Here is a 22,036-nt window from a genome sequence, read left to right as displayed (position 1 = left end):
TGGGAATGTTGCAACCACTTTTCTCGCGATCGCTCCGGATTTGGGTTGAGAACCTTGAAGAATAAGTTACAACGGAAGCAGATCTCCCCTATCCATCGACCCTTTTGCAAGTGCGATGATTCAGCTTACATTAAAATGGCACGAATCCGATGGCGAGCGAACTCAGATTCTCGACGCTCGATCGTCTCCTCAACAGGGGGGAGTCTTTCGCATCGGTCGCGATCCGGCAACTTGCGATGTCATCCTGAGCGAGAGTAGCGTCTCTCGGCAACACGTAGAAGTCTTTTTCAAACCGGAGTGGGAGCGCTTTTACCTGCGAAACTTGCAACGGAAAAATCCCCCTCGCATCGATGGGGGTATCCTCATTGAAGGGGAAGTGGCACTGAGTGCGGGCAGTACCATCGAACTCGGACAAATGACACTCACCATCGCCGCAATCGAATCTTCGATCGAATCGTCAGTGGAATTCACTCCCCAAATTTTGCCCCAGACAGTATTAATTCCCCCCACCTGCGCAACACCACCCCAAAAACCCCCCGCCGCTCCAATGGCTTACGGCTTAGAATGTCCTCACTGCCATCAAATTGCTTCGATCGATCGGCGCAACGGGGCTTGCCATCACTGCGGTCACTTCCTCGCCGATGCCGAAAGCGTTCTTTTGCCCCCGAGCATTCGGTAAGTCTTCGATCGGAGTCAATAGGTAGAGTGTAAAGTCCTAGGGCTTCACTACACAAATTATCGTGGGTCGTTCGATGGGGGTAATTCCCCCCCGCGTACCCATAATTTTCAGTCGGGGCAGGGCAACCGGAGATCTTCGGCCTCCAGTTGCTTCGAATGAGAACCGCAATTGAGGGGGTGAAAGGCGAAGTTACCGTTCGAGAGCATCTTGATAGATGGAGACGATCCATGCCTGCTGGTCATGGGAGGCATTTACGCTTTCATCAATCCTCGATCTCAATCTCGACAAATCGCCACTAGACCCGATCGTATCAAACGGAGGGTCGAAGATTCGATCGTTGCTTTATTCGTATTATGCCAATCCAACTCAGCTGGGAAGATCCGCTCACTCACCAAACTAAAAGACCCACCCTCACCGCACCCGTTGCCTTGGGGCGCGTTTTTCCAGAAATGCCCGAGGAAATCGACGGACGGCGCGTTTCCCGAATCGTGTTGCAAAACGATAGTCGCGTTTCTCGCTATCACGTTCTCATCGATTTTCGCCAGGGCAATTGGGTCGCCATCGATTGCAATAGCGGTAACGGAATGTGGGTCAACGGCGTGCGCCAAAGCGAGTGGGTGCTTGCGAATGGGGATGAGTTGCAAATCGGCCTGCATCGCATTAACGTGGCGTTAATTTCGGAAACGACACCGAAATTATCGGTGATTCCTTTCAACCCCAAGACGGGCTTGCCCGATCCCCAAGCCTCCTCTACCACCCAGCATCGTTTTCCCCCGTCAGAGTTTCGCCAAGCCCGATCGATCTCGTTAGCCTACCTGCGACACACGGGGTATTTTGACGAGAGAGTCGACACCTTTGACTATGCCACCGTCGGGGCGGGATTGGGCAGTTATATTTGGGTGGATTTCCTGCGAATTTTTGGGGTCAAATCCCATCAAATCGCCGCAATTGGCACGCAACCCGAACCTTATGCCAAGTACAAGCAACTCTGCCTCAACTCCCAAATTCCCCTTCACGAACGGTTGCGATCGAATTCCGATTCCTGCCCCGACAATCTTTGGGGTTGGCCTCCCTATGCCTTGCGGGAGGCGTGGCGGGAGTTTCGGCGCGGTAAAACTCGCGACGCACTGGGGTATCTGTGGCAGGTGTTTGCAGAACCTTCCTTTGCCCAGACCTATACTCCCCGCGCCGATAACGTGTTTGAGTCGATCGATCGCGAAGCCGCGCGCATTGATTGGGATCGGATCTATCGCTACGGTAGCGTCCGCAATCTGCGCAAAACCGATGACGGTCGTTACGCGATTGCCTATTCTAAGGGCGGCGGCCAGTATGGATTTGCCGTCGCCAAACACGTTCACCTGGCCACGGGATACCCAGCGATTCGCTTCCTCGACCACTTGCAAGCCTATCGAGATCTCACCGACGACCTCAAATCCGTCGTCAATGCCTACGAACCCCACGACTTTATCTACGAACATCTCGAACGGCAGGGGGGAACGGTCATGATTCAAGGTCGGGGTATTGTCGCCTCTCGGATTATCCAGCGCTTGTACGAAGTTCGCATCCAAACGCGCCAACCGGTGACGATCGTTCATTTGATGCGATCGCCCCTCACCGCCGGTCACCGCTTCGGGCGATCGCAACGGGCGATTCGATACAACTGGGAGTTTCAGCCGTTTAATTGGCCCAAAGCTTGCTGGGGAGGGGATTTACGAGAACTGTTGGAAAAGGCTAACCCTGAAGAACGGTTGCAACTGCTGAGCGCGTGGGGGGGCACGACAACGGCCGATCGCCGAGACTGGCAACAGTTAACCACCTTGGGGTTGCGAGAGGGATGGTACAAAATTCACTTCGGTCTCGTGAAAGAGGTGGAGAAAGCCGGAACGGGACTACAGGTGATCTACACGGAAATGGAAGACGGGCAAGCCAAAAGAACGGTTATGTGCAACGCCGACTTTATTATCGATGCCACGGGGTTGGATGCCCAGGTGAAGGCGAGTCCTCTCCTCGACGATCTGATAACTCACTATCAATTGCCTTTACTGGGGAACGGTCGCTTCTCGACCAGTAACGACTTTGAACTGGTGGAGATGCGATCGCCCCTCCCTACCGTAGGAGAGGGACATTCGGGGAGAATGTACGCGGTCGGAGCAATTACCCTCGGCGGACCCTATGCAGCGGTGGATAGCTTCCTGGGGTTGCAGTACGCGGCCCTGCGATCGGTGGATAGTCTCGTCGCGGCCGGTGCCCCGAGATTGCGCGGTCTCAACGACGTGAGTTCGGCATGGCAGTGGTGGAAATGGGTCACAAATCGATCGCCCTAGTGCTGCTACGCAGAATTAAAAATGCGTCTTGAAAAGTTGAACGGGACAGAAACCGACACCGCTCACTTTTCGCAAAATTAAAAATTAAAAATGCTTACTGTGTATAGCTTTCACCGGTTGATAGCTGGTCAGTTACTTCTGCCGCGCTGCACTAGTCTTCCGTAAAATTGCGGTGTTCCGTACGATTGCGGAGGTGCGATCGCAGGGAATGGGCGATCGAGATCGCTCCGAAGTGTGTGTGAAGTTACGGATAAGCCTGAGTAAGTTCACTGAATTTTGCGATCTCGATCGCCGCCATTCTCTTGAAAAATGGAGATACTCGTAAGTATAAGAGTGAAGCCATCGAAGTTTTCAACTTCAACTGACACTCTGGTTTGCATTTTCTCAGTCTAAGGCTTATGTCGATGAAACTTTTCTATCGCAGTATTCTCTATAGTCTCCAGCATCCCAAATTTGCTACGCGAGAAACCCAAATTAAAGCAACAGATCGGGGTGTTTCTTATCACTCTCCAGACGATTAAAAAATCACCGATTTCTCAACCTAAAAACTTAGCGTATTGCGGCGTTTCTCTTATCTAATCGCTTCGGACTAAATCTAAGTTAACCCCAGCTCTCGGGTAATCCGAATCAGATTGAGATCGAGCCAACGAGCGGAAGATTAGTATTTTGGCTCGATCGAGTCTAGAAATAAACGCCTCATTATCTTGCGCGATATTTTAACTTATAAGACTGGAAGACTTGTCATGACTTTAACAATTTCCCGAGAACTCAAACGTCCCAATTTGGAGCGTCAAGTTTGTCAGCTAACCGAACGACCCGAGCCTCCCATCGAGAAAAAGCTTGTTTGTCGGTGGTTACCGACAGGTAAAAGCTATCCCAAAATGGAAGCGCGTTGGGTTTTAGAATATCAATAAATCGGCGAGAAAAACTCTCGAAAAACTGTCTTTTCTTTTTTCTATATCCTAGTAGCTCACCTGCGGTATTTCAGTTGAAATATCGCTTTTTTAACGTCAGCTCGAACTCGCAGAGATTCGGTTGGGTCAGGAGACGATCTCGGTGCGGGCCATGGGTAAAAATTCATCACACAACCCTGAGAATCAACTCTGGCATGGGATGATGACCCAGGAATCCTGTTCCCAAAATCCTACACTCCACCCCCACCAGAAACTTCGCGATCGCGAAGTGCTATAAAATGAGCCTGGGTTATTTCATCTCACCCGCGATCGCCCCCCATGAGCCGCTCTTCGATTCGCCCCGCCCTCGTCACCCACGTCCTTCCCGATTCGATCGCCGCAGAAATTGGCTTTGAACCGGGCGATCGTCTCGTATCCATTAACGGAACGCCTCCCCGGGATTTAATCGACTATCAGTTTCTCTGCGCCGACGAAGTCCTTCTCCTGAACGTTCTCGATATCCATGGTGAAACCCATGAAGTCGAAATCGAAAAAGACTACGACGACGATTTGGGTTTGGAGTTCGACAGCGCCCTATTCGATGGCTTGATGCAATGCAACAATCGCTGTCCCTTCTGTTTTATCGACCAAAAGCCGTCGGGGATGCGCGATACCCTCTATCTCAAAGACGACGACTATCGCCTCAGCTTCCTCTACGGTTCCTACCTTACCCTCACCAACATTACCCAACCAGAATGGAACCGCATCGAGCAAATGCGCTTATCTCCCCTCTACGTTTCCGTCCACGCCACGGAACCCGAGGTGCGATCTCGACTGCTGAAAAATGCCCGCGCCGGACGGATTTTACAACAATTGCAATGGTTCCAAGAACGGCGACTGCAAATTCACGCCCAAGTGGTGGTCTGTCCGGGCATTAACGACGGCGAACATCTCGATCGCACCTTACTCGATTTAGCCGAATTTGGCGGCGGAGATATCCCGGCAGTGGCATCCGTTGCCGTGGTTCCCGTAGGACTGACCCGTTTTCGTCCCTCAGAAGACGAACTGGTTCCCGTCACCCCCGAATGTGCCCGCGAGACCATTGCCCGAGTTCAGGCGTTGCAAACCCAATTTCGCGATCGCTTCGGCGTCACCTTTGCCTGGTTAGCCGACGAATGGTTCCTCATCGGCAACTGCCCCCTTCCCCCAGCCGCCGACTACGGCGACTATCCCCAAATCGATAACGGTGTGGGTTCCATCCGCCAATTTATCGAGCAATTTGAAGCCGCCGCCAACTGCTTGTTACCCGATCGCATCTCCCCCCCTCGCCGCCTAACTTGGGTGGTAGGCAATGCCGTCGAAATCGCATTTCAACCCATCCTCCATCGCCTCAATCGCGTGGCGGGTTTGGATGTGGAAATGGTCGCCCTCCACAGTGAGTTTTGGGGGCAAACCATCAGCGTCACCGGCGTTCTTACCGGCAGCGACTTGTTGCAAGGCTTGCAGGGAAAAGACTTAGGAGATGGCATCTTGCTACCCACGGTCATGCTCAAACACGGCGAAATGCGCTTTCTCGACGACGTAACCGTAGAAGACCTCGCCGACAAGCTACAAACCCCCATTTTTCCCGTCGCCGGAACCGAAGAGTTAGTACTCGGTTGCATTGAAGTGGAGAATGGGGAGGTCGGAGTTCGGAATTCGGAATTCGGAATTCGGAATTCGGAGTGTTGAGAAGAGCAAAGCTGGGAACTCGGAAAAACCATAATTTAACCTCCTCCCCACATCCCCGCGTCCCCGCGTCTCCCCATCCCCACGTCCCCACATCCCCACACCCCAATCCCAATTGTGATAATATCTGACCCATAACTCTGCCATACGCAGGAAAGATCCCTTATGCGCAAGCTCATCGTTCGGTTGGCGATCGGCCTGGCATTCGCCCTCTTCGGTCTGTTCAACTATTACGGCAACGTCTCGGAAAACCCCCTCACTGGAGAGAAGCAGCGCGTGCAACTCTCTGCCCGTCAAGAAATTGCCTTGGGGCGGCAGTCGCGAGACCAACTCGCCGCCCAACACGGGGGATTGTACCCGGACCAAACCCTGCAAGACTATATCGATCGCGTCGGTAATCGGGTGGTCGTCCAGTCCGATGCCGATACTCTGAATTACCCCTACGAATTCCACCTCCTGCGCGATCCCCAAACGATTAATGCCTTTGCCCTCCCCGGCGGTCAGGTTTTCATCACGGCGGCCCTATTGAACCGTTTGAGTTCTGAAGCGCAATTGGCAGGGGTCTTGGGGCATGAAGTGGGGCACGTCGTCGGGCGACACGGGGCGGAACACCTCGCCCGCCAGCAGTTGGGGGCGGCCCTGGTGAATGCAGTGGGCATTGCCGCCAGCGATAATCCCAACGATGGCCGTCGCGCCGCCATTCTCGCCCAGGCGGTGAATCAGATGGTGAACCTCAAATACGGGCGGGAGGACGAGTTGGAGAGCGATCGCCTCGGATTTGTTTTTATGACCGATGCCGGATACGATCCGCGCGGCATTGTCGAATTAATGAAGATTTTGGGTGAAGCGCGAGGAGGAGGGGCGCAACCGCCGGAGTTTATGAGTACTCATCCCGATCCGGGGAACCGGGTGGCACAACTCGAAAGCAGAATTGCCCAAGTTTACCCGAACGGCATTCCCCCCAGTCTCGAAGACGGACGCGATCGATTTGCCCAAGTTGTGAGACCCCGCTTGGGACGTTAATGGACTTCTGCTGGAAAAGGGTTAAGGGGGAAATTTGGAAGGAATCGATCGATTCGGTCTCTCTCATTCATTTTTAATTTACGCCTGATGTGTATGAGAAGCTAAAATCCCGATCTGACTGTGGCTTTTTCGAGCTATTCCCCATTCCCCATTCCCCATTCCCCACCCTCACCCGAAATAGTCTTATCCAAATTTTAGAAAAAAGCAACGAACGATGAACTTGACGGTATTTTATTGGATTTTGCTCGGTTTGATGGGAGTTGGCGTCATTGGGGCGATCGTTCCTGGATTGCCCGGAACCAGCCTCATTCTCGTCTCCGTTCTGGCTTGGTGCGTGGCGACGGGTTTTGCCGGGATCGGGTTGCCCATCGTTGCAGTCTTCGTTATTTTGATTTTGAGTGCGGGGGTGGACTATCTCGCAGCCTATTGGGGCATCCAGCAGGCGGGGGCGAGTAAATGGGCGACCTTCGGCTCGATTTTCGGGTTGGTGCTGGGGGTGCTGGGATTGCTGCCAGCGCTACCCTTCGGCGGACCGCTTCTAGGACTGCTTTTCGGACCGGTGGTGGGGGCATTTGTCGGTGAGTGGCTGTATCGAAAGGATTTGAATGGCGGTGCGAGGACGAAGCAAGCGTTCAAAGCCTGTTTGGGGATTGTGGTGGGGTCGATAATCGGCAATGTTATCGAGGCCCTACTGGCGATGGCAGCGATCGCCGTCTTTATTTTCAGCACTTGGCCGCCCTTAGGGATTTCTTGAGAACGCAGATATGCCAACTCTTGCCACCCCCATCGAAAAATCCGGCATCGGACTGCATTCGGGAGAAACCGCGCGGGTGCGAGTCCTCCCCGGGAACCCCGGCGACGGGCGCTACTTCGTCCGCGTCGATTTACCCGAGACCCCGATCGTCCCGGCAACCCTCGATACCGTTCGTCAAACTCAGCTTTGCACCGAACTCGTCACCGAAAATGCCAAAGTCCGTACCGTCGAACATCTCCTGGCCGCTTTAGCGGGAACGGGTGTTGAAGATGCCAGAGTTGAAATCGATGGGGGAGAAGTCCCCCTACTCGATGGTTCGGCTCAAGACTGGGTAGAAGTCATTCAAGCCTCGATATCCGCCACAGAAGACACCCGTCTGGCTTTGGGAAAGCCCATCGAGTTCCCCCTCTGGCTTTATGACGGAGATGCCTTCGTCGCCGCCCTACCCTCCCCAGAATTGCGATTTAGCTACGGCATCGACTTCGAGTCGAAAGCCATCGGCAATCAATGGCACAGTTGGTCTCCCGATCGCGAAGACTTTGCCACCGCCATTGCCCCAGCGCGCACCTTTGGCTTAGCCCATCAAGTGGAATACTTGCGCGGGGCCGGTTTGATTAAAGGAGGCAGCTTAGAAAACGCCCTCGTTTGCGACGGCGATCGCTGGTTGAATCCCCCCTTAAGATTTGCAAATGAACCCGTCCGTCATAAAATTTTAGACTTAGTAGGGGATCTCAGTTTGCTGGGGTCAATCCCTCTCGCGCACTTCATCGCCTACAAAGCCAGCCACAGCTTGCATACCCAATTCGCGCGGCAACTGCAATCGCATTTATCCGAACGTTAGGGGTGAGCAACGGGGCAACCTCGGGAAATTTGACAGGAGATTTGAAGCGCCAGCCCATCCCAAACACCGCACTATGTCTACAGCCACCGAACCCAAACCCTCCGTCGAGTCCGAATCCACCGCGGCCGACAACACGCCAACGATTTTATCCGTCGAAGAAATTCACAAGCTGCTCCCCCACCGCTATCCCTTCGCTCTCGTCGATCGAATTATCGAATACGTTCCCAGCAAACGGGCAGTCGGTCTAAAAAACGTCACCTTCAACGAACCCCATTTCCAAGGGCATTTTCCCGGACGACCGCTGATGCCGGGGGTGATGATTGTGGAAGCCATGGCCCAAGTGGGGGGAATCATTATGACGCAAATGCCTAACCTTCCCGATGGGTTATTTATTTTTGCGGGCATCGATAAAGTGCGCTTTCGCCGTCCCGTGGTTCCCGGCGACCAACTCATCCTCACGGCGGAGGTATTGCGGGTGAAAAGTCGGTTCGGGAAAATACAGGGTTACGCAGAAGTCGACGGACAGCGCGCGGCCGAAGGAGAGTTACTCTTCTCCTTGCTGGATAATTAAGGGTTAAATCGCTGAGGCGATCGCCTCGAAAGCGGCACGCAAACATTTCAAGGCTCAATTTTTCTTGAAGACTTGTAGTCTAAGAGTCGATCCCCTGGCAGATCTTTCTATATTGTTTGTAGGGGTTGTTTGTCGGATACGACGTACCTTGTCAGCGCTGATGGCGTTTGAGAAACTTGCACCGGAGATCGAACGACCTCCAACAAAGATGAAGACTTTCAAGGGAATATTTCCTGCTTTGTCGGGTGCCGCGCGTTTTTGACGCGATCGCTATTTACTGGTTACTCATAACAGAATTTATGATTCACCCCACCGCCCAGGTTCATCCCGGCGCTCAACTTCACTCCACCGTAGAAGTCGGACCCTATGCCATCATCGGCGAACATGTCAAAATCGGTCGAGAGACGACCGTCGGCGCTCACGTCGTTATCGACGGTCATACAGAAATTGGCGATCGCAATCGTATTTTTCCGGGGGCGGCGATCGGTCTCGAACCCCAGGATTTAAAGTATAAAGGAGCTGCCAGTTGGGTAAAAATCGGTAACGATAACCTGATTCGCGAGTACGTCACCATCAACCGCGCCACTGGAGAAGACGAAGCCACCATTATCGGTAACCAGACCATGTTGATGGCCTACGTTCACGTTGCCCACAACTGTACCATCGAAGACCGAGCGATTATCACCAACTCCGTCGCCTTGGCCGGTCACGTCCACATCGAATCCGGGGCGCGGCTGGGGGGAATGTTGGGCATTCATCAATTCGTGCGTATCGGTTGCATGGCGATGGTGGGAGGTATGAGTCGCATCGATCGCGATGTCCCCCCCTATATGCTCGTCGAAGGCAATCCCTGCCGGGTGAGATCGCTCAACCTCATCGGCTTGAAACGAGCGGGTGTCGCCGAACTCGACGACGGTCAGGTATTTGCCGGTCTCAAAAAAGCCTTCCGCCTCCTGTATCGATCGGGTTTGCCCCTCGAAAAAGCCCTAAGCCAGTTTGAATTGTTGCCCCCCAGCGAACATTTACAGCACTTGCACCAGTTCTTGCAAGCTTCGATCGGTCTCGGACGGCGCGGCCCCACTGCAGGGAAGCGATCGAGTCGTGGAAGGGATTAGGTTTGGGGTTTCGAGGATTGTCGTGTAGAGGACAATTCTTCCCCATTCCCCATTCCCCATTTTGCATTTTTAATTTTTAATTTTTAATTCTCTCCCCCATTCCCCTAGCTATCAGACTGAAAGCCAGTATTCAAGGAGGTTTCCGACGATAGGTGAGCTAAAATGTAGGGACTCTTTTCGATTGAATCGGGATGGCTTGCGATGAATAATGCGTTTTGGACCCATCGCCGTCGGTTTCTTCAAGTTGCTGGAACCAGTGCGATCGCTTCTATTTTCTTCGATCGCCAGTCTCGGGCAATGGAGTCGGAAAATCACCCACCAAACGTCTATTACGTCGCCCCCCAAGGACGAGACTCAAACCCCGGAACCCTCGATCGACCTTGGGCAACCATCCAGAAAGCGGCCGATACTTTAGAAGCGGGTCAAACCGTCTACATTCGCGGGGGAACCTATGCCATTTCCCAACAAATTCGCCTCCGAAATATGGGCACCCCCGATCGATGGATAACCTATCGGGCTTATCCAGGAGAAATCGCGACGATCGACGCTCAAAACTTATACGTTGAACCGCCAGAAGGAGAACCCCCTTTTCCTCACGACCAGGGTGCATTTCAAATCGAAGGAACGGCTTATGTTCGCATTCAACACTTAACGCTTAAAAATTCTCACAGCGCTGGATTTACTGTTAGAAATAGCAATCATATTCAATTTTATAATAATACGACAGTTAATACGTATTCTTCGGGGATTGCGGTGTGGACGAACTGCGCCCATTGCAAAATTATTGGCAATACGATCGTCAATGCTAATACGTTAGAAATGAGACTCGATTGGGAAGGATATCCGCATCGGAAAAACGTCGGACCTCACGAAGCAATTACCCTCGGTGGTGCCATCGATTTTGAAGTGGCATATAACCACATCTGTTATTGCCAAAAAGAAGGAATTGACTGCAAGGAAACCTGCGCGCGGGGTATCGTTCATCACAACTACACCCATCACTTACGTCGTCAAGGACTGTATGTCGATTCCTATTTTGGTCTGCTTGAAGATATCGAAGTCTATGATAATGTCGTATCCGATTGCGAAACGGGAATTGCAGTTTCCGCCGAAGATGGACCCCTAGCCGATAACATTCGCATTCATCACAACTTAGTGTATAACAATCGCGCCACGGGTATCTTTTTATCCAGATGGGGAAAAGATCGACGGCGAACGAATATCCAAATTTATAACAACACGGTCGATCGAAACGGCTATGGGAAAGGAGAACCTACCTATTGGCTTACCGGTGGGTTGTATCTGTATACGACAAATCTAGAAAATGTAGAAATTTTCAATAATATTTTCAGTCAAAACAAGTCCTTTCAAATTGGCTATAGCGGCGATTATAACGGAGACCTGTACTCCCGAAATATTCACATCGAAAATAATTTAGTTTATCAAACCGAAACCGTGACCTATCCCGTTCGTCTCGAGGAATGGGCAAAAGATGACGTGTATTCGACAAATGGCGAGAATGCGATCGAAGGCGATCCGCTCTATAAAACACCATCCCTGGGCAACTTTCTCTTACAAAATAATTCGCCCGCGATCGGGACGGGAATGGGAGCAAACCCCGATCTCGGTGCGTTCGGGGCAACTGCCGAACAAGATTTCTGGTGGCTGGCTAATTTTCCCCCACCGATTTTTTGAGTTGAGGAAGCCCCCGACAGCAGGCGTTATATCTGGTTGACTGATAAAACTTATGCGGTAGCGTACTGGTAGGTCTGTACGGTGAATTCTAGGCGATCGCTTCGTTGAAAATGTTGTTTACGTGATGCCATAACCGGGTCTCGATCGCGATGGCTGTGAAATTGAACGCGACGAATCAGTCACCATGAATTATTGAAGCTAACAGTTGTCAATTCTCTCCATTCTCTACCCCATCTAGGTTTGAAGACTTCCGGGGAGCACTTTTTTCAGTCAACCAGGCTGACAACTGGGGTACATCTCCTTCAACCAGGCTGACAACTGGGGTACATCTCCTTGATAGAAACCAAAGCACTCCATTCCCCATTCCCCATTCCCCATTCCCCATTCCCCGTTCCCCACGCTCCCCTGAAACAGTCCGATCCAAAACTGACGTTAAAATACTCCTGGCGATAGCGATACATAAGAGATTGCCCGTGAAATCTTGGGAAAATCCACAGTACAAAAGCGGTCTTCGATGGTTAGTCGGATCGGCGCTACTGGCAGCGGTGAGTGTTGGCGGTTGGGCGATTTACGGTCGAACCCTGGGGGAAGACGCTGCGGCGGTGGAAGTGGAAATCCTGGAAGTAAAACGGGGAACGATCGAGGAAACGATTAACGAAAGCGGGACGGTGGAACTGGGGAACCAACAAATCCTCAAAGCACCTCGCGACAGTACCGTCGATGACGTGTTCGTAAAAGTGGGCGATCGCGTCTCGGCTGGGGAAGCGGTGGCGATCTTGCGCGATCCCGAACAGGAAACCAAACTCACTCAAAGCCTCCTGGAAGTTCAACAAGCCGAACTCGCCCTCGAAGCCAGTCGAGAAGCCCTCGCTATTGCCCAGGATGGGGTGGGGGCGGCCCAAATCGAGCGCGATCGACTCCTAAACCAACCCAGTGCCGATCGCTCCCAACTCGAAATCCAACAGCTAGAGATTCAAACCCAACAACTGAACCTCGATAACGCTCGCGCCAAGGTGAACGAAGCCCGAAAAACCCTCGATACCGAACTCGAAATCCTCGCAGAAGAGCAAAATTTACTCGATGAAGGATTTATTGCCCCGAACGAATTTCGCCGCCAGGAACGGGCTGTAGACGAGGCGAGATCGCAACTGCGCGAAGCCCAAGTTCGAGTGGAAACGTCACAGTTGGAGTTACAACGCCTGCAAGCGGAAGTCACCCGACTCGAAGCGGATATTGCCCTGGAAAACGAGCGCATTCTGGCGGACATTCAACAAGCAGAGAATGGGTTGCGCAATGCCCGATCGCAACAACAGCAAGCGATCGCTAATGTCGATCGCGCTGCCAACGCCCTGCAACAACAGCAAGTGACTACCCAACAAGTCGAGCGCGAATTGCAAGAAAGTATCGTTGCAGCCCCCACCGCCGGTCAAATTTTGGATGTGATGGTCACCCGACAAGATGTGGTGCGAATCGAAGCGGAGTTACTGGCACTCGGCGATCCCAGCATCCAAATCGTGACCTTGGCCCTCTCTACTCTCGATGCAAATCGCGTCGAAAGCGGTTTGCCCGCGCGGGTTTCGATTATCGGTCCCGATGATGACATCATGGAAGGTCGGGTGACGCAAATGAGCTTGTTAGCAATACCTCAGGAGTTGCAAGGCGGCGGCCGGAATCGAGGGGGAGAGTCCGGTCAGGCAAAAGTGAGCGCCACCGTTCAACTGAAGACCCCCAGCCAGACTCTAATTCCCGGCAGTCCGGTAAATGTAGAGATTATCTTGGAACAGCGAGAAAACGTCGTAGTGTTGAGAAACGAAGCGATTCAAAACCTCGATACCGATCCTTTTGTGTGGTTGGTAGACGAATCGAACCGAGTGCAATCGCAACCGATTCAAATTGGCTTGGAAGATTTAACCCAAGTGGAAGTCACCTCCGGCATTCAAGCCGGCGATCGCATTGCCGTTCCCCCCATCGATACGCTCCTGGAAAATGGACAATCTATCGTCGATCGTTGAAAATGAAAGTAGGTCAGTTCCGCTATCGGCTCTCTAAAAAAGAAAACCCCCACCTCAAGCAGAAAAGTGGGGAGATAAATGAATCAGTTTGTACTTCTACCTAGGCTTACTATTAAACCACCAATATCGATCGAAAATCATCCGCCAAATGTCGTAACTCAGGTTTGTTTTGGGTCAGGGTGGGTAATGGATAATGGATCGTTGGAAATTGACAATCGGTCAGTTGCAGCAAGCTTCCCCATCCCCGATTCCCCATGACTGAAAATGTGTAACGATACCGGCGCGAACTGCGATAAGTCGCACCGAAGCGTGACTCCCAATTCCTAAATCGTCACCTGAATTCCCTTACTTTCATTCGCCAATCGATCCACCGAACACAGTGCGTAGGTTCCCGAGGGTAGCGTTAGTTGTCGGGTCGGTTCGGGGAGAATATTCACCAACTTCCAAGTACTACCGAGTTTCTGATACAGCGTCCAAGAGCGAACGTCCCGCGACGGTTTGCTCCAACTCAGTTGGCGGTTGCTGGTGCGCACGTTCGTCGGTGGGGGGGGTGGAACCGAATCGATCCAGGGAACCGTCGGCACCAGTGCGGGTTCGGTGTAGATATCCCGTTTGAAGCGATCGTTAATCCCCGCACGATTCTCCAGTAGGGGATTGACGTGATAGAAAATATTCCCCAGAGACTGGCGAGAGGCTAAATCGCGACTCATGGCAATTTGCTCCTCAAATTCGGCAATCGTCCATCCCGGTTCGCCCAATTTGACCAGATTGTTCCCCGAGTAGATATGCCGACTTTTCGGGTTATTGCGACTCTCCACCCACCATTCGAGTAGCTTCGGGTAACTTTGCTCCGTTTGGTCGATGCGCCAGTAGAGTTGGGGGGCCAGATAATCCACCCATCCTTCCCGCATCCACTTGAGGGGGTCGGCAAAAAGCTGGTTGTACTGGTCTAAACCAAAAATTCCCGGTGGCTGTCCGGGACGATAGATACCGAAGGGACTGATACCGAACTTGACGTAGGGTTTTTCAGCTTTAATTCCCCGATAGAGGCGCTCAACCATCCGGTTAACGTTATCTCGCCGCCAATCGTTGAGAGACAGCGTTCCCCCCGCATCGAGATATTCGGAATAGGGATAGTAATCGGGAAACGGCTTTCCTGAAATCGGATAGGGATAGAAATAATCATCGAGGTGAATGCCATCCACATCGTAGCGGCGCGTCACATCCATAATCACGTTATAGGTCCGCTCTTGCACCGGTATATCGCCGGGGTCCATCCACAGCAAATTGCCGTAGGTGACGACGTATTCCGGGTGAACGGCTTCCATGTGAGGGGGAACCGGTGTGGAGACGGCGGCCGAGGTGCGGGCGCGATAGGGGTTGAGCCAGGCGTGGAGTTCGATATTGCGTTTGTGGCATTCTTCGATCGCAAACGCCAACGGATCGTAATAAGGATCGGGGGGCTTGCCTTGGGTTCCCGTCAGCCAGGCACTCCAGGGTTCGAGTTGGGACTCGTAAAGCGCGTCCCCTTCCGGGCGAATCTGGAAAAACAACGCATTGAGATTCAACTCCTGCATGACGTCGAGAATCTCAGTCAATTGCAGCTTTTGCCGATAGGTGGTTAAATCCCGACGCGAGGGCCAGTTGATATTCCACACCGCAGCAATCCAAACCCCCCGCATTTCCCGTTGGTGACTCACGGAGACTTGGGGTAACATCTCGATGGTTCCGGGGGATTGCGGATTGGTGACAATATAAGGAGAAGAGACCGCATCGGCCCGACCGAGATAAACCAAAGCCTGATACACCAATGCCGCAACTTCGGCCCGGGTGGCGGGGTCGTTGGGGCGAAAAATCTCCACATCGGGATGATTCACCACCATCCGATTGTTAGAGGCGATCGCGATCCGACTGGTGGCGTAACCGGGAATCTGCTCTGAATCTGCATAATATCGATTCAACGCCGGCGTATCGCCGCGAATCCCCAATCCCGCCACTAAAGACACGATAATCTGTACCTTGGGAATTTTTTGGTCGGGGGCAAAGCGATTCCCCGGATAACCGGAAAGAAAGCCCATCTCGTAAGCCTTGCGAATCGCACTCGTCCCCCAGTGAGTTGCGGGGACATCGCTAAAACTCACCGCATAACGAGTTCGAGGCAAGTTAAAGGCTTTGGTGAGAACCGCAGAAAATTGGGCGCGAGTCATGGACTCTTCCGGGCGAAAACGACCGTCGGGGAAGCCGCTGATAATACCCAATTGCGCCAAGCGTTCGATAAATGGCTTCGCCCAATTGTCGCCGAGATCGCTAAAGGTTGAAGAGCTAGATACCATTGCTGTGTGCGTAAAGGAGCAATCGATCGCATTTCTCTTGTCGGCGGTTGTTTTGGGTTCGCTGACAGCAAGAGAGGTCGATCTCTTTTCGATTGTGACATACTCTTCTGCGGAGTTCGCTCTCAGATGCCGATCGCACTTGAGGAGAAAATCTTGAAGGTGAGGAAATCCAGCAAGTCCGGCTCGGTCGAGTGTAAATTTTGGCAAATGTTGTGATTTAAATCAATCATCGGTGCGATCGAAACAGCCACAGTAAAAGAAAGTCGTCGCATCATCAATCGCCCAGTATTCTTGTTGATTTCCATGAATGCTTTATCTCATCGATCGAATTCAGTCGACCCAACTCAACGTCCGATCTCAGAGCAACGTCATTGGGAAGCCGATCTCAAGTTAATTGTTGAAGGGATCGCTTCTCAAATTGGAGAAGAATTTTTTCGCGTTTGCGTTCGTTATCTCGCAGAATTGCTCCACATTAAGTATGCGCTCATTGCTGAATTTGTCGATGGGGAAGAGCCAAAAGCAAACGTCTTGGCATTTTGGGCCGGAGATGATTTTGGACCGAATTTCGACTATATCCTCGCAGGAACTCCCTGTGGTTTAGTCATCGACAACGGATTGCAAATCTACGACAGTCGGATTCAAAAACAATTCCCGGAAGACGCAGACTTAGTGACACTGGAGGCAGAAAGTTACTTGGGAATTGCCATTTGCGATAGCCAAGGGAAGACGATCGGACATCTTGCAGGTTTGCATACTCAACCCTTGAATCGCAGCCATGAGGAGCAAGAAGCTATCCTGAAAATTTTTGCAGCTCGCTCTGCGGCGGAAATCGAACGACAGCTTACCGAACGCGAACTCAAACAGCAGAATCTGCGCTTGGAAGAAACGCTGATCCAGTTAAAGCGCACTCAGGCTCAACTCATTCAGGCTGAAAAAATGTCGAGCGTGGGGCACATGGTTGCTGGAATTGCTCATGAAATTAATAATCCGATTAGCTTTATTCATGGAAATCTAGTTTATGCCAGTCAATACTATGATGACTTATTAAAAATTATTCAACTGTATCAGCAAGAATATCCTCATCCTAGTGACATCATTCAGGAGGAAATTGAATCGCTAGATCTTGAATTTATTCAAACAGATATAAAAAAACTACTTCAGTCGATGCAGGTCGGTTCCCAGCGGATTGGTGATATTGTTAAATCTTGTCGTAATTTCTCGCGATTAGATGAATCAACTTATAAAGTTGTGGATATTCACGAAGGTTTAGAATCTGCATTGATGATTCTGCAAAATCGCATTCACTCGCTCGATAGAAATTCTGGAGTCAAAGTTATGAAAGATTATGGAGAATTCCCTCATATTTATTGCTCTCCAGGAAAACTGAACCAAGTGTTTTTAAATCTTCTGAATAATGCACTGGATGCTTTAGAAGAAGCACATCAAAAAAATAGTCCAGAGGCAATCTTTAAAAAAGATAATAAAATTCGGGTTAAAACTTATTTAAAAAGAGAGATGAATTCCCGAAAAGCTATAGTGATTTCTATAGCTGATAATGGCTTGGGCATTTCAGAGGAAATTATCACTAAAATTTTCGATCCTTTCTTCACGACTAAACCTGTAGGGAAGGGCACTGGTTTAGGCTTATCCGTTAGTCATAAAATTATTACTAGCCTTCATGAGGGTACATTGGACTGCTATTCTACCGTCGGACAGGGTACAGAGTTTGTGGTGACTCTACCCATACGATCGAGTGTATCGAGTGCTCAGTCGGTGGGCGATCGATAAGGGCAAAAATATGTGGTCATTGCGAGGATGTTGGACGACACAATATTCGCAATATTCGCAACTTTAGCTTCGTCACTTTTCATTACATCGCGAACTGTATGGGTGCCCACTGAACTGATGTGAATATGTGAATGGGCGATCGCCCTTATTTCCCAACAACTCTACTGACTAAATCCTTGTCCCCAGTCTATAGAAGTATTCTCACCCCAATCGAGTTTTATCGGTTTTGGCGATCGGACTTAACATTTTAGTTGTGATTTAAATCAATGTAGGGTGCGATCGTAAAAGCCACATTGGAAGAAGGCAATCTATCTCAACACGACGATGATGACTCTTCCCGGCTATCACCTTGGCGAAATGGTCTACCAAGGCACTCGCACGGTTGTGTATCGCGGCACTCGCATCACGAATAGCCAACCCGTCGTCATCAAATTTCTGCGCAACGAATACCCCACTTTCAGCGAACTGGTGCAGTTTCGCAACCAATATACGATTGCCAAAAACTTAGATTTAGCGGGAATCGTCCAACCCCTGGTGCTTTTAACTCATGGCAACGGTTACGCTTTAGTGATGCCAGATGATGGTTATATTTCTCTCGAAGCATGGAAACAAGGATCGTGGGAGATTGTCGATTTCCTCAGTATCGCCCTCCAACTGACCGAGATTCTCCACCAACTCGCTCGACATCGAGTCATTCATAAAGACATCAAACCCGCCAACATCCTCATCCATCCCGAGACCAAACATATCAAACTCATCGACTTCAGTATTTCCTCACTCCTACCCAAAGAAACTCAAGAAATTAGCAATCCTAACGTCTTAGAGGGAACCCTCGCATACATCTCCCCGGAACAAACCGGACGGATGAATCGCGGTATCGACTACCGCAGTGACTTCTATTCTCTAGGGGTCACTTTTTACGAACTCCTCTGCGGAGAGTTGCCCTTCCAAAGTGACGACCCCATGGAGTTAGTCCACTGTCACATCGCCAAATCTCCAACATTCCCCTACACCCCAAACCCCACACCCCATACCCTTCTTCAGATCGTTCTCAAACTGATGGCAAAGAATGCCGAAGATCGCTATCAGAGTGCGTTGGGGTTGAAGTACGACTTAGAGAAATGTTTATGTCAATGGAAGGAGACGCAGCATATCGAGCCGTTTGAATTGGGAAATTGGGATATTTGCGATCGCTTCACCATCCCCGAAAAACTCTACGGACGGGAAACGGAAGTCCAAACGTTGCTAGAAGCGTTCGATCGCGTTTCCACTGGAGCCTCAGAATTAATGCTAGTGGCGGGATTTTCGGGCATTGGTAAAACGGCGGTGGTGAATGAAGTCCATAAGCCAATTGTGCGCCAGCGGGGCTATTTCATCAAAGGAAAATTCGACCAATTCAATCGTAATATTCCCCTCTCTGCCTTTGTGCAAGCCTTGCGGGATTTGATGGGGCAATTGCTCTCCGAATCTGATGTCCAATTGGCGCAATGGCAAACCAAAATCCTGGCTGCTGTGGGCGAAAACGGTCAGGTTCTGATTGAGGTGATTCCTGAATTGGAGCAGGTGATTGGCAAACAACCGATCCCCCCCGAACTCTCCGGTAGTGCGGCACAAAACCGATTTAACTTACTGTTCCAGAAATTCATTGAAGTCTTTACAACAGCAGAACATCCGTTGGTGCTGTTTTTAGATGACTTACAGTGGTCAGATTTGGCTTCACTTCAGTTAATCGAACTGCTGATGAATGACAATGGCTATTTGCTGATGTTGAGTGCCTATCGTGACAATGAAGTGTCGCCAGCTCATCCGTTTATCTTGACAGTAGAAAAAATCAAAAAAAGAGGTGCGATCGTCAACACGATTACCCTAGCACCGCTAGCATTTGACGAGACCAATCATCTCATTTCAGATACGCTGAATTGTTCAACCAAACTGGCGCAACCCCTGACGAAATTAATCGATCGCAAAACCCAAGGTAATCCTTTTTTCACGACTCAGTTTCTCAAAGCGTTACATGAAGATGGCTATATTCGCTTCGATCGCGATCGCTGCTATTGGGAATGTGATATTTCTCAAGTGAATGCGCTATCACTCACGGATGATGTGGTGGAATTTATGGCACTGCAATTGCAGAAATTGCCAGCCGAAACGCAAGAAGTGCTGAAGTTTGCGGCTTGTGTTGGAAATCAATTTGATTTAGCAACCTTGGCGATCGTCTCAGAACAATCACCCACCGATGCGGCAACCGTATTGTGGAAAACCTTGCAAGAAGGCTTGATTTTGCCGACGAGCCAAGTCTATAAGTTTTTCCAGTCAGAAGAGAATGAGCATTCTGATACACCGCATACCGTCAATCCGTCGTATCGTTTTTTGCACGATCGCGTTCAACAAGCCGCTTATTCATTAATTCCTGAAACCCAAAAACAATTAACTCACTGGCAAATTGGTCAATTATTACTACAGGAACTCTCTGGGCAGGAACAAACCGAACAGATTTTTGAAATTGTTAACCAACTGAATTTTGGGATGGCATCGATTAAAACTCTAGCAGAACAAAATAAGCTAGCTCACCTCAATTTAATGGCAAGCCGTAAAGCAAAAGCAGCTACCGCCTATGCCGCTGCCGTCAAGTATTGTGAAATTGGTAGAAGAATCTTAAGCAAAGATAGTCACGCAAACAATATCCCAGACAGTTGGCAGTGGTCCTATGATTTGACTCTAGCACTTTATGAAGAATCAGCAGAGGTAACCTATCTCAATACCGATTTTGTACAAGCAGAGAAACTAGCTGCCGAGGTCTTACAACAGGCCAAAACACTCCTCGATCGGGTCAACGTCTATATCACTCAAATTCAGAGCAACATTGCTCAGGCTAAACAGCTTGAAGCCATACAAATTTCTCTTCCCGTGCTACGTCGCCTTGATGACAGCATTCATTTACCGGAACAGCCAAATCAAACTGATTTTGAGCAATGTTTACAGGAAACGCAAAGGCATTTAGCCAATCGCCCCATTGCCGCGCTATTACACCTGCCGGAAATGGAAGCTCCTCATCAATTGGCGGCCATGAGGATTTTAGCCAGTATTGCGCCCCCTGCCTATACCTCATGTCCGACATTATTGCCGATAATCACGATGAAAATGGTGAATTTATCGATCCAATTCGGTAATACCGCCTCCTCAGCATTTGGATATGCCATGTACGGATTTATTCTCTGCGGTGTGGTGGGGGATATCGAGTCTGGTTTCCAATTTGGACAATTCGCCCTAGATCTGGTCAATCGATTTAACGCCAAAGAGATTGAATCCAAAGTGCTGACATTAGTAGGATCCTTCATCAATATTTGGCAACAGTCAGCCAGAGAAAGCTTAAGCTTCCTACGACAAGCCTATCAGGTTGCTCTAGAGTCAGGCGATTTTGAATTTGTCGGATATTCAGCCTCGTTCTATTGTTTTAACAGCCTGCTTGTTGGTAAAGAACTTAATAGTCTTTCACAAGAGAGTCTCGCCTATAGTGCAAAGGTCTCTCAACTTCAACAAGAACATATTGTCCATCAGCTCTATCTTTTACAGCAGACAATCCTCAATTTATTGAATCGTGCCGAGCATCCTTGTCGCCTCGTAGGTGAAGCCTATGATGAGACAAAAATGCTCCGTTTACATGAGCGAGATAACAATAGATTAACCCTCGCCCTGTTGTACCTTTCTAAGCTCAGTCTCTGTTACCTTTTTCAGGATTACGAGCAGGCATCTGTCAATGCTAAGTGCGCCGAACAATATCTAGATGGTGTCGTAGCCACGTTCTCAGTCGTCGGATTTTATTTCTATGACGCCCTCGTAAAATTAGCCCAATGCTCTAGTGCGGACAGCAGCATTGAGACAAGTCATCTTCTCGAACAGGTAAGGCTCCATCAGGTCAAGATGAAGCATTGGACCGATAGTGCACCGATGAATTATCAACACAAGTTTTACTTGATAGAAGCTGAGTGCAATCGAGTACTGGGTCAAAAGGCGGATGCTATTGAAAATTACGATCGCGCCATTTCAGGAGCGCGCATAAACGAATATATCCAAGAAGAAGCCCTCGCCAACGAACTCGCCGCCAAATTCTATCTTGACTGGGGCAAAGAAAAAATGGCCCAAACCTACATGGTAGAAGCCTACTACTGTTACGCACGCTGGGGTGCCAAAGCCAAAACCGACGATTTAGAGCAACGCTACCCCAACTTACTACAACCCATTTTCCAAGCCGCAGTCCAAACCCTCAATCCCATCGATAC

Annotated in this window: 15 protein-coding genes; 13 read left to right on the top strand and 2 right to left on the bottom strand. The window is 50.3% G+C overall.

The genetic code is table 11. From position 1 onward, the window contains the following. Positions 1-115: 115 nt before the first annotated feature. The 11 genes from AC2215_RS00130 to AC2215_RS00080 all read left to right on the top strand — a co-directional run bounded on the left by AC2215_RS00130 (position 116) and on the right by AC2215_RS00080 (position 13,635). A complete protein-coding gene (locus tag AC2215_RS00130) occupies positions 116-679 on the top strand; it encodes an FHA domain-containing protein (protein WP_486807913.1) in 564 nt (187 codons plus the stop codon). A gap of 353 nt (positions 680-1,032) precedes the next feature. Beyond that, positions 1,033-3,003, top strand: coding sequence for an FHA domain-containing protein (locus tag AC2215_RS00125; protein ID WP_486807912.1), 1,971 nt, complete (start codon positions 1,033-1,035; stop codon positions 3,001-3,003). 743 nt (positions 3,004-3,746) lie between these two features. Then, positions 3,747-3,917 carry a hypothetical protein gene (locus tag AC2215_RS00120; RefSeq protein WP_486807911.1) on the top strand — a complete coding sequence of 57 codons (171 nt, stop codon included), beginning with the start codon at positions 3,747-3,749 and terminating at the stop codon, positions 3,915-3,917. Between the two features lie 318 nt (positions 3,918-4,235). Then, positions 4,236-5,627, top strand: a complete 1,392-nt coding sequence (locus tag AC2215_RS00115; protein WP_486807910.1) for a TIGR03279 family radical SAM protein — start codon at positions 4,236-4,238, stop codon at positions 5,625-5,627. 162 nt (positions 5,628-5,789) lie between these two features. Continuing rightward, positions 5,790-6,647 carry a M48 family metalloprotease gene (locus AC2215_RS00110; RefSeq protein ID WP_486807909.1) on the top strand — a complete coding sequence of 286 codons (858 nt, stop codon included), beginning with the start codon at positions 5,790-5,792 and terminating at the stop codon, positions 6,645-6,647. A 214-nt stretch (positions 6,648-6,861) separates the two neighbouring features. Next, on the top strand, positions 6,862-7,401 hold the full coding sequence (locus tag AC2215_RS00105; protein ID WP_486807908.1) for a DUF456 domain-containing protein: 540 nt from the start codon (positions 6,862-6,864) through the stop codon (positions 7,399-7,401). Between the two features lie 10 nt (positions 7,402-7,411). Next, a complete protein-coding gene (gene lpxC / locus AC2215_RS00100; protein WP_486807907.1) occupies positions 7,412-8,242 on the top strand; it encodes a UDP-3-O-acyl-N-acetylglucosamine deacetylase in 831 nt (276 codons plus the stop codon). A 73-nt stretch (positions 8,243-8,315) separates the two neighbouring features. Further along, a complete protein-coding gene (gene fabZ / locus AC2215_RS00095; protein WP_486807906.1) occupies positions 8,316-8,813 on the top strand; it encodes a 3-hydroxyacyl-ACP dehydratase FabZ in 498 nt (165 codons plus the stop codon). A 299-nt stretch (positions 8,814-9,112) separates the two neighbouring features. After that, complete coding sequence (gene lpxA, locus AC2215_RS00090) at positions 9,113-9,928, top strand: acyl-ACP--UDP-N-acetylglucosamine O-acyltransferase (RefSeq protein WP_486807905.1); 816 nt, start codon at positions 9,113-9,115, stop codon at positions 9,926-9,928. A 201-nt stretch (positions 9,929-10,129) separates the two neighbouring features. Next, the gene (locus AC2215_RS00085) at positions 10,130-11,623 is read left to right on the top strand and encodes a right-handed parallel beta-helix repeat-containing protein (protein ID WP_486807904.1); all 1,494 of its coding nucleotides are present in this window, start codon (positions 10,130-10,132) and stop codon (positions 11,621-11,623) included. Between the two features lie 473 nt (positions 11,624-12,096). Continuing rightward, positions 12,097-13,635 carry a permuted SH3 domain-containing protein gene (locus AC2215_RS00080; protein ID WP_486807903.1) on the top strand — a complete coding sequence of 513 codons (1,539 nt, stop codon included), beginning with the start codon at positions 12,097-12,099 and terminating at the stop codon, positions 13,633-13,635. A 323-nt stretch (positions 13,636-13,958) separates the two neighbouring features. Here the strand turns inward: AC2215_RS00080 and AC2215_RS00075 are convergent, their stop codons facing one another. Both AC2215_RS00075 and AC2215_RS00070 read right to left on the bottom strand, forming a co-directional pair. Continuing rightward, positions 13,959-15,968 (bottom strand): glycoside hydrolase family 10-like protein, encoded by a 2,010-nt coding sequence (locus AC2215_RS00075; protein ID WP_486807902.1) that lies wholly within the window; start codon positions 15,966-15,968, stop codon positions 13,959-13,961. A 122-nt stretch (positions 15,969-16,090) separates the two neighbouring features. Next, positions 16,091-16,273 (bottom strand): hypothetical protein, encoded by a 183-nt coding sequence (locus tag AC2215_RS00070; protein ID WP_486807901.1) that lies wholly within the window; start codon positions 16,271-16,273, stop codon positions 16,091-16,093. Between AC2215_RS00070 and AC2215_RS00065 the strand changes: the two genes are divergently transcribed. Next, on the top strand, positions 16,272-17,756 hold the full coding sequence (locus tag AC2215_RS00065) for a sensor histidine kinase (protein ID WP_486807900.1): 1,485 nt from the start codon (positions 16,272-16,274) through the stop codon (positions 17,754-17,756). The two genes, AC2215_RS00070 and AC2215_RS00065, sit on opposite strands and share 2 nt — an antisense overlap. Before the next feature lie 324 nt (positions 17,757-18,080). Further along, on the top strand, positions 18,081-22,036 hold a 3,956-nt coding region (locus AC2215_RS00060; RefSeq protein WP_486807899.1), incomplete at its 3' end, for an ATP-binding protein.

The sequence above is a fragment of the Zarconia sp. genome (genome assembly GCF_057467645.1).
This window is presented reverse-complemented; position numbering and strand designations above follow the sequence as displayed.

Bases quoted from the DNA above. Each gene is read 5' to 3' on its own strand.
- lpxA (WP_486807905.1), top strand. From the start codon at position 9,113: ATGATTCACCCCACCGCCCAGGTTCATCCCGGCGCTCAACTTCACTCC.
- AC2215_RS00120 (WP_486807911.1), top strand. From the start codon at position 3,747: ATGACTTTAACAATTTCCCGAGAACTCAAACGTCCCAATTTGGAGCGT.
- fabZ (WP_486807906.1), top strand. From the start codon at position 8,316: ATGTCTACAGCCACCGAACCCAAACCCTCCGTCGAGTCCGAATCCACC.
- AC2215_RS00065 (WP_486807900.1), top strand. From the start codon at position 16,272: ATGAATGCTTTATCTCATCGATCGAATTCAGTCGACCCAACTCAACGT.
- AC2215_RS00070 (WP_486807901.1), bottom strand. From the start codon at position 16,273: ATGGAAATCAACAAGAATACTGGGCGATTGATGATGCGACGACTTTCT.
- AC2215_RS00130 (WP_486807913.1), top strand. From the start codon at position 116: ATGATTCAGCTTACATTAAAATGGCACGAATCCGATGGCGAGCGAACT.
- AC2215_RS00115 (WP_486807910.1), top strand. From the start codon at position 4,236: ATGAGCCGCTCTTCGATTCGCCCCGCCCTCGTCACCCACGTCCTTCCC.
- AC2215_RS00075 (WP_486807902.1), bottom strand. From the start codon at position 15,968: ATGGTATCTAGCTCTTCAACCTTTAGCGATCTCGGCGACAATTGGGCG.
- AC2215_RS00105 (WP_486807908.1), top strand. From the start codon at position 6,862: ATGAACTTGACGGTATTTTATTGGATTTTGCTCGGTTTGATGGGAGTT.
- AC2215_RS00110 (WP_486807909.1), top strand. From the start codon at position 5,790: ATGCGCAAGCTCATCGTTCGGTTGGCGATCGGCCTGGCATTCGCCCTC.
- AC2215_RS00085 (WP_486807904.1), top strand. From the start codon at position 10,130: ATGAATAATGCGTTTTGGACCCATCGCCGTCGGTTTCTTCAAGTTGCT.
- lpxC (WP_486807907.1), top strand. From the start codon at position 7,412: ATGCCAACTCTTGCCACCCCCATCGAAAAATCCGGCATCGGACTGCAT.
- AC2215_RS00125 (WP_486807912.1), top strand. From the start codon at position 1,033: ATGCCAATCCAACTCAGCTGGGAAGATCCGCTCACTCACCAAACTAAA.